7 protein-coding genes are annotated in these 8,047 nt (G+C 45.1%); 5 read left to right on the forward strand and 2 right to left on the reverse strand.

The annotated features are described in order from the left end of the window. Positions 1–164 precede the first annotated feature (164 nt). Positions 165–1,460, reverse strand: coding sequence for a glutamate-5-semialdehyde dehydrogenase (locus Q7J41_RS11905; protein ID WP_304888371.1), 1,296 nt, complete (start codon positions 1,458–1,460; stop codon positions 165–167). Positions 1,461–1,623: 163 nt separating this feature from the next. Next, positions 1,624–2,736 carry a tyrosine-protein phosphatase gene (locus tag Q7J41_RS11910; protein ID WP_304888373.1) on the reverse strand — a complete coding sequence of 371 codons (1,113 nt, stop codon included), beginning with the start codon at positions 2,734–2,736 and terminating at the stop codon, positions 1,624–1,626. A 99-nt stretch (positions 2,737–2,835) separates the two neighbouring features. On the opposite strand from Q7J41_RS11910, the gene hemW reads away from it, so the two are divergent. The 5 genes from hemW to Q7J41_RS11935 all read left to right on the forward strand — a co-directional run. Further along, positions 2,836–4,002 (forward strand): radical SAM family heme chaperone HemW, encoded by a 1,167-nt coding sequence (hemW, locus tag Q7J41_RS11915; RefSeq protein ID WP_304888375.1) that lies wholly within the window; start codon positions 2,836–2,838, stop codon positions 4,000–4,002. Between the two features lie 148 nt (positions 4,003–4,150). Beyond that, positions 4,151–5,185, forward strand: a complete 1,035-nt coding sequence (gene hrcA / locus Q7J41_RS11920; RefSeq protein WP_304888377.1) for a heat-inducible transcriptional repressor HrcA — start codon at positions 4,151–4,153, stop codon at positions 5,183–5,185. An 8-nt stretch (positions 5,186–5,193) separates the two neighbouring features. After that, positions 5,194–5,769: a nucleotide exchange factor GrpE gene (gene grpE, locus Q7J41_RS11925; protein WP_304888379.1), complete on the forward strand. Its 576-nt coding sequence runs from the start codon at positions 5,194–5,196 to the stop codon at positions 5,767–5,769. A 107-nt stretch (positions 5,770–5,876) separates the two neighbouring features. After that, positions 5,877–7,703: a molecular chaperone DnaK gene (dnaK, locus tag Q7J41_RS11930; RefSeq protein WP_304888381.1), complete on the forward strand. Its 1,827-nt coding sequence runs from the start codon at positions 5,877–5,879 to the stop codon at positions 7,701–7,703. A gap of 244 nt (positions 7,704–7,947) precedes the next feature. Continuing rightward, positions 7,948–8,047, forward strand: a 100-nt coding sequence (locus Q7J41_RS11935; RefSeq protein ID WP_304888383.1) for a DnaJ domain-containing protein, incomplete at its 3' end; no start/stop codon positions are given.

Here is an 8,047-nt window from a genome sequence, read left to right on the forward strand (position 1 = left end):
GACCTCTCTTTATTTTATTTTTTATCGTAAAAGCGGACATGAATGAGATAGCGCTTTTTTGAACTACAGAATTGCTCGGGAATGACAAGGGGACATTTCGAGATGTCATCCTTTGGGGGCTGACACGTCGTAACGTCTTCATGTCACTCCCTATTTCGCGCAAATTATATCGGGCAGCTGGTATCCTGGGCTACATGGGTAAAGTGACTCTTACCGCTGGCGTAGTCAGCCACGCATTGGCCATGGCCCAGCAGTTTGAACTTGTAGCTGAGCAGTCCGTCCAGGCCGACCGGGCCCCGGGCGTGGAGCTTGCTGGTGCTGATCCCCACTTCGGCGCCGAAGCCGAAGCGGAAACCGTCGCTGAAGCGGGTGGAGCAGTTCCAGAAAACGCCGGCCGAATCCACCAGGGTCATAAAGGTTTTGGCGGTGGGTTCAGAGGTGGTCAGGATCACATCGGTATGGCCGGAGCCATAGGTATTGATATGGGTAATGGCAGTATCCAGATCCGGTACAATCTTAATGGCTAGAATGTAATCCAGATATTCGGTTTTCCAGTCGATTTCGGTGGCCGCTTCCACAGTGATAATGGACTGGGTGGCGGCATCGCCTTTAAGATGAACATTTTTGTCTTCCAGTGCTTTTTTAAGCGATGGCAGCAGGGCAGCTGCGATTTTTTCGTTGACCAGCAGCGTTTCTAAGGTATTACAGGCGGCCACGTATTGGGTTTTGGAATCGATGATGATATCCACGGCTTGCTTAAGATCGGCGTCTTCATGGACATAAACATGGCAGATGCCATCGGCGTGACCCATTACCGGAATATTGGAATTGTTCATAATGTATTGAACAAAGCTGTTGGAGCCACGGGGAATGATCAGATCAATGTACTGATCCAGGGATAGCATGGCGGTGACGTCTTCGCGGGTTTCCAGATTCTGGATCCAGTCTGTTGGCAAACCGACTGAGGCAGTGGCTTCATTGATAATTTGAGCAAGGATACGGTTGGTCTCCAGAGCTTCCCGGCCGCCTTTTAAGAGGACGGCGTTGCCACTTTTGAGGCAGAGGGTAGAAATCTGGACAAAGGCATCGGGACGGGATTCAAAAATAACGCCGATCACCCCAATCGGGCAGGTAACCTTGTAGAGATCCAGACCTTCATCCAGCTGGGTTGATAGTTTGGTGGCGCCCAGAGGATCGGTGAGTTCGATCAGGCTGTGGATTCCCTGGATGACGTCACTGATCTTAGCGGCGTCAAAGGTCAGACGTTTAAGCAGCGGAGCACCCAGTTTTTCTTCCTGGGAACGTTTCATATCCGTTTGGTTGGCTGCCGCGATGGCCGCTTTGTTGGTCTCGAGAGCTTTGGCAATAGCCAATAGGCCGGCATTTCGCTTCTGGCCGTCGGTGGCTGCTAATAAGATGCCTGCATTTCGGGCAATTTTTCCTCGTTGTTCCATTTGCATTGGCGTTTCCTCCTAAATAATTGATGTTGGTTTACCGGGCGAATGCGATTCGCCTCTACGGTATGGTGCATAACGTGGATATTTTTAGAACGATCTAAATTTCTGGTTTGTAGGGGCGAGGGTCTGACCCCTTGGTCATCATTGATCGCCCGCACGACGTTGTTTACTTCGCTAACAAATTATCCCGGATCTTCTTAAAATCTTTCTCCCGCAAATCGGTCTGTTCCATTAAATAGGTTTCGACATTTCCGAAATTGCTATTGACGTAATCCATCGAAATCTTTAACCAGTCGGGCTTAACGCCATAGAATTCCCAGAGATGATAACTTTCAATTCCCAGTTCCTCGGACATAATATTGCCCAGGAGGTTATAACTTTCGTCAAAGGTCAGATTGGTCAGGGTGTAATCGGATAGGATGACGTTTTCAGGCACGCCTAAGATGCTTAAAATCAGATAGGTCATAAAACCGGTGCGATCTTTACCGTTGGTGCAGTGGTAAAGAATGGGGTACTCAGAAGATTCGGTTAGGTATTTCAGAACTTCAGCAAAGATCTGAGCCCGATCCTCGGTCTGGATCTTGTAGATATGACGCATAAATTCATCCACCACTCCTGGTTGGGTAAAATCCTTATGATCCAGTCCCATATCGGCACTGGAAAATATCGGGAGCAAATGATATTCGGCGGTTTTAGGCAGACGGTCAGCCTGACGCTCTGACTTGGATTTGTTTCTAAAGTCAAAGACATGCTTGAGTCGCAAGGCAGCAAAATAGGCCACGTCTTTATCAGACAGATGAGCCAGTTCTTCACTGCGGATGATTTTCCGCCATTTTATTTTTCGGCCATCCATTCCGGTATAGCCGCCGATGTCGCGGATATTGATGGAGTTTTCCAGTTGGATCAGACGTTTGCCTAACTGGGTTTCTTCACAGAAGATGAGATTATTTTCATCTTTGAAATTATATAAGATGCGACCATTTGGCGCAATCAGTCCGGGATAGGTTAGCTTGTCTTTAGCGGGTTTTGCAATGGGGTGAACCTCCGCTTTAATGGCATTGATCAGGTTCGCGGGTTCGCTGGATCCTGAGGCTGATTGGGTATCCGCCGGTGAATTTTCAGGCAAGACTTCTTTAAACTTAATCTCGTTACTTGGTGATTCGAGCTTCGGTTCGGTTTTTGCCAGCTGTTTTTTCTGCATCAGCTTACGTACCAGAAAATAAGCCGGAATGGTGGCAGCAGCTCCGGCAATGATGGCGATGGTGGTTGCTTTTTTCATTGATGAATTCCTTTCTATGACTTCGTTTTGTTTCTATTTATATGTTATGATTATAGCATAAAATTAAGAAAAAAAGTCTTTAAAAATAGAGGAGTAGTAATGAATACGATAAAAGTTGATGGCGCAGCAGGGCTGGGAATATATTGCCATATTCCCTTTTGTCTGAAAAAATGTGCCTACTGTGATTTTTCTTCTTTTTCCGGCCTGAGCGAGGAAGTGATCAGGAATTATTTTGAGGCGCTGCATAAAGAGATCAAGAATTTTGCCAAAGAAAATAACAGTTCAGTGCCGGCGGTGGACACCATCTATTTTGGTGGCGGGACGCCTTCGGCAGTAGATGCCGGGTATATTGAAACAACCCTGGCCTTATTAAAGGAAGTCTTTGTGATTAGCGATGATGCGGAGATCACCATCGAAATCAATCCGGGGACGCTGACTGGGGACAAGGCCAGTCGCTATAAAAAAGCGGGAATTAACCGGGCTAGTGTGGGACTTCAGGCCTGGCAGGATTTTTTGCTGAAAATCCTCGGCCGGATTCACAGCCAGGCGGATTTTATCAAAACGATGGAAATCTTAAAAAGTGCCGGATTTGAGAACTTCAGTGTCGATGTGATGGTTGGTTTACCGGGACAAAAGTTGGCCGACGTGATGGAAACATTGCAGGCGCTGATGGCTTTTTCGCCCACCCACCTGTCCAGCTACAGCTTGATTCTGGAACCGGGTACGCCGATGGCCAACTGGGTGGAAGCGGGGCAGTTGGATTTGCCGGATGAAGATGAGGAACGGGAAATGCATTGGGCAGTGGATGGCTTTCTGAAAGAACAGGGATTTAAGCATTATGAGATTTCCAGCTACTGCCGGCCGGGGTACGAAAGCCGACATAATGTTAAATATTGGGAGCTGGTGCCCTATCTGGGTTTTGGTCTGGGTGCCCATGGTTTCTATAATGGCCGACGTTATGGAAATGCCAATGAACTCAACCAGTATTGTGAGCTATTAAACGCCGGAAAAGCGCCGGGGGTTTTAGAGCCCGTTATGGAAACCCGGGATATGATGAGTGAATGGATGTTTTTAGGTTTGCGTAAGCTGGACGGAATTCGGGATGATGCTTTTACGGAGCGGTTCGGCGAGAGTTTTTTTGGCCAGTATGGCAATGTCATCAATCCTCTGATTGCTGAGGGTTTGCTGGCATGGGATGGGTCGGTTTTAAAACTGACACCTCGCGGACAGGACTTTGGAAACCGCATCTTTATGGCCTTTGTGTAGATGAAATCAGGTCAAAAAAATATCTTAAGAAAACTTTAAAAGGTGAGTAAGCTATTATAGAAACTAGTTGACAAAGTCGGGACAGGGTGTTATATTTAACTCAGATGTTAGCACTCGATTATTGTGAGTGCTAATAACGAGGTGAATCATGGAACTTAACGTACGTAAAAAGAAAATACTGGAAGTGATCATCCGTGATTATATCAATACGGCCGAGCCGGTTGGTTCGCGCACTCTTTCGAAACGATGCAACCTGGGCATCAGCCCGGCGACCATCCGAAATGAAATGGCGGATCTTGAAGAATTAGGTTTTCTGGTTCAACCGCATACCTCTTCGGGACGGATTCCAACTCAGCAGGCTTATCGCTATTATGTGGATGAAATCATGGAGATTCAAAAACTTGAGAAAATGATCCGGACGGATATTCATCGGGGATTTTTGGATCACAATACCGAACTGGGGCCGACGATGTCCCATACCGCCCAGGTTCTATCCCAGTTAACCAACTATACGGCGGTGGTTCTGGCACCTCGGGTGACAAATTTTAACTGTAAGCATGTTCAGATTGTTTCTTTGATTAAAAACAGGGTACTTATGGTAGTAGTGACTCAGGAGGGGATGGCCAAAAATATTGAGGTAACCCTTTCTCAGGAAGTTGACACCATCTTAGCCCTGAAACTTTCCAATGTGATCAATGGATTCCTGAAAAACACCATTCTCAGTGAAATGAGCTCAGATCTGATTGATCAGATCCAGGAATTGTCGCCAGCAGAAAGTAAGCTGATCCATGAGATTATCCCCCACCTTAAAAAAGTGTTAATGGAGGATGCCTCGGAAGTTCATTCCACCGGGTTAACCAATCTTTTTAATTATCCGGAATTCAGTGATGTGAACAAGATTAAGCAATTGATCAATATTGTTCAGGAAAAGCAGGTGTTGTCAGAAATGATGACATCCAAGGATGGGAATCGAATCATCCGAATCAAAATCGGCAGTGAAAATGACAATGAAAATCTTAAGGATTTCAGCATTATTACCTCCACCTATGAGCTGGATGGGGAAATGATGGGCGCCTTCGGAGTCATCGGGCCGACCCGGATGAACTATGATAATGTGTCATCGGTTCTCAATTATATACGCAATGAGTTAAATTTACATATCTCAAATTTATTAATGAAATAGGTGATTAAATGATAAAAGAAGAGGAAATCAAAACAGAAACTGTGGCAGAAAATGATGAAGTGCTTTTAGATGAAGCGGAAACGGTAACCGACGAGGAAGCGACTGATGAAATTGTCGAAGAGGTATCTCCCGATGAAGTTTTAAAGGAGATCGTAAAGGAGGATGAGGCCATATTGAATCGCCTGGTAAGACTTCAGGCTGATTTTGAAAATTTCAAAAAGCGAAGTCAAAAAGAAAAAACAGAAATGTTTCAGTTTGCATCAGAAAACTTTGCTACCAAACTGTTGCCGGTAATGGACAACCTGGAACGGGCAGAAGCAGCTTTAACGGATGCCAGCGAAGAAGCGAAGGGCTATCTGGATGGACTGGAAATGGTCTTTAAGCAGCTTAAGGATGTGCTCAAAGAAGAAGGACTGGAAGAAATAATCTGCGAAGGTCCCTTTGATCCCAATCTCCACCATGGTGTTGCTGTGGGTGAAGATGATGAAAAGGAAGACCAGGATATTATTGATGTCTTCCAAAAAGGCTACAAATTTAAGGGCAAGGTCATCCGACCGGCTATGGTTAAGGTTTGTAGTAAATAAAAAAAAGTAAAAAACAAATAAAATAGTCTAAAATTGAAAATTCAGTTGATTAAAACAAAGGAATTTTCATTTTAATAAAATAGTAAACATTTCAGGAGGAAATAGATATGAGTAAAGAAAAAATTATCGGGATTGACTTAGGAACCACAAACTCTTGTGTAGCCGTTTTAGAAGGCGGTGAAGCCGTTGTTATCCCTAACGCAGAAGGAAATAGAACGACACCATCGGTTGTTGCATTTGCCAAAGATGGCGAACGACTGGTTGGACAGGTTGCCAAACGACAGGCTGTAACCAATCCGGATCGCACCATTTCTTCAATTAAACGAGATATGGGCACTGACCGCAAAGTAGTAATTGACGATAAAAGTTATACACCACAGGAAATTTCAGCGATGATTCTGCAAAAACTGAGAGCCGATGCCGAAGCTTATTTAGGCGAAACAGTTAGCAAAGCGGTTATTACCGTGCCAGCTTACTTCAGTGATGCGCAAAGACAGGCGACCAAAGATGCCGGACGGATTGCCGGTCTGGAAGTTTTAAGAATTATCAACGAACCAACCGCAGCTGCTTTAGCTTATGGTTTGGATAAAGATGCCAATGATAAAATCATGGTTTATGACCTTGGTGGCGGAACCTTTGACGTATCCATTCTGGAACTTGGCGATGGCGTTTTCGAAGTTAAGTCAACCAATGGGAACAATCACCTGGGTGGTGATGACTTTGATCAGAAAATCATCGATTGGATGGCCGCAGAGTTTAAGAAAACTCACGGACTTGATCTTAAAAATGATAAAATGGCGCTTCAGAGACTTAAAGAAGCAGCTGAAAAAGCAAAAATTGAATTATCAACCGTTATGAAATCGGACATTAATCTACCATTTATCACGGCTACGGCAGAGGGTCCACAGCATTTGGAATTATCACTGACCCGGGCAAAATTTGATGAACTCACTTCTGACCTGGTCAAGAGCACCATTGGACCGGTTGAAAAAGCGATGAAGGATGCTGGTCTTTCCAAAAATGAATTGGATAAGGTTATCCTGGTTGGTGGTTCGACTCGAACCCCAGCGGTACAGGATGCAGTTAAAAACATTACTGGCGAAGATGCCTACAAAGGAATCAACCCAGATGAGTGTGTCGCTATTGGTGCCGCCATTCAGGCTGGTGTATTAGCCGGCGAAGTACATGATGTATTACTGCTTGACGTAACCCCATTATCACTGGGAATTGAAACATTAGGCGGGGTATTCACCCGACTAATTGATCGAAACACCACGATCCCCACCAAAAAAAGCCAGACCTTCTCCACTGCAGCTGACAATCAGACGGCTGTTGACATCCATGTTTTACAGGGTGAACGAGAAATGTCCAAGGATAACAAAACATTGGGTCGTTTCCAATTAACCGGTATTCCATCAGCCCGTCGTGGTATTCCCCAAATCGAAGTAACCTTTGATATTGATGCCAACGGGATTGTAAATGTATCTGCTAAAGATATCGGAACCGGAAAATCACAGAATGTCGTGATCAAATCGACCACTAATATGAGTGATGATGAGATTGATAAAGCAGTCAAGGAAGCGGAACAACACGCCGAAGATGATAAAAAAATAAAAGCCTTAATTGAAGCGAAAAACGTTGCGGATTCTACCATTTACCAAACCGAACAGTCTTTAAAAGAAATGGAAGGCAAGGTTTCGGATGAGGATAAAGCCAAAGTTGAAGCCGCCATTGCGGAACTTCGATCTGCCAGCGAAGGCGAAGATGTCGAAGCGATTACTAAAGCGACGGAAGCATTAAATGAAGCTTTCTATCCCTTAGCTCAGAAAATGTATGAAGAAGCGGCTGCCCAACAAGCACCTGATGAGCAAGAAGCTGCTGCTGAAGGCGATGATGATGTTGTGGATGCTGAATATGAGGAAGTAAAAGAGTAAGATTTGCCTGTAACCGGCAAAAACCAGTGGCAGCCAAGGCTGCCACTCTTTTTCGTGGAGGCAACGAGCCAATCGCAAGCTCGCTTGCAGTTGGCGACTGCCCGCGAACGGCTCAAAATGCGGGTGAGCGTTTTGAAAAGTTTCGTGGAGGCAACGAAAAAAGGCTTTAACTCTGCTCCTCAAAAAGGTATAATTAGTAGTTGTATAGTTGGTGTTTAGGATTCAAAAGAGGTGAGATAGATTTATGAGTGAAAAAAGAGATTACTATGAGGTGCTGGGAGTCGGTAAGGATTCCAGCCCGGATGAAATAAAAAAAGCGTATCGAAAAAAGGCGATGGAATTCC

The organism is Acetobacterium sp., assembly GCF_030652775.1.
In the GTDB taxonomy this organism is placed as follows: Bacteria; Bacillota; Clostridia; order Eubacteriales; family Eubacteriaceae; genus Acetobacterium.

What these genes read in the sequence shown, in the direction of transcription:
- Q7J41_RS11905 (WP_304888371.1), bottom strand. Translation starts at nt 1,460, where the DNA reads ATGCAAATGGAACAACGAGGAAAAATTGCCCGAAATGCAGGCATCTTA.
- Q7J41_RS11910 (WP_304888373.1), bottom strand. Translation starts at nt 2,736, where the DNA reads ATGAAAAAAGCAACCACCATCGCCATCATTGCCGGAGCTGCTGCCACC.
- hemW (WP_304888375.1), top strand. Translation starts at nt 2,836, where the DNA reads ATGAATACGATAAAAGTTGATGGCGCAGCAGGGCTGGGAATATATTGC.
- hrcA (WP_304888377.1), top strand. Translation starts at nt 4,151, where the DNA reads ATGGAACTTAACGTACGTAAAAAGAAAATACTGGAAGTGATCATCCGT.
- grpE (WP_304888379.1), top strand. Translation starts at nt 5,194, where the DNA reads ATGATAAAAGAAGAGGAAATCAAAACAGAAACTGTGGCAGAAAATGAT.
- dnaK (WP_304888381.1), top strand. Translation starts at nt 5,877, where the DNA reads ATGAGTAAAGAAAAAATTATCGGGATTGACTTAGGAACCACAAACTCT.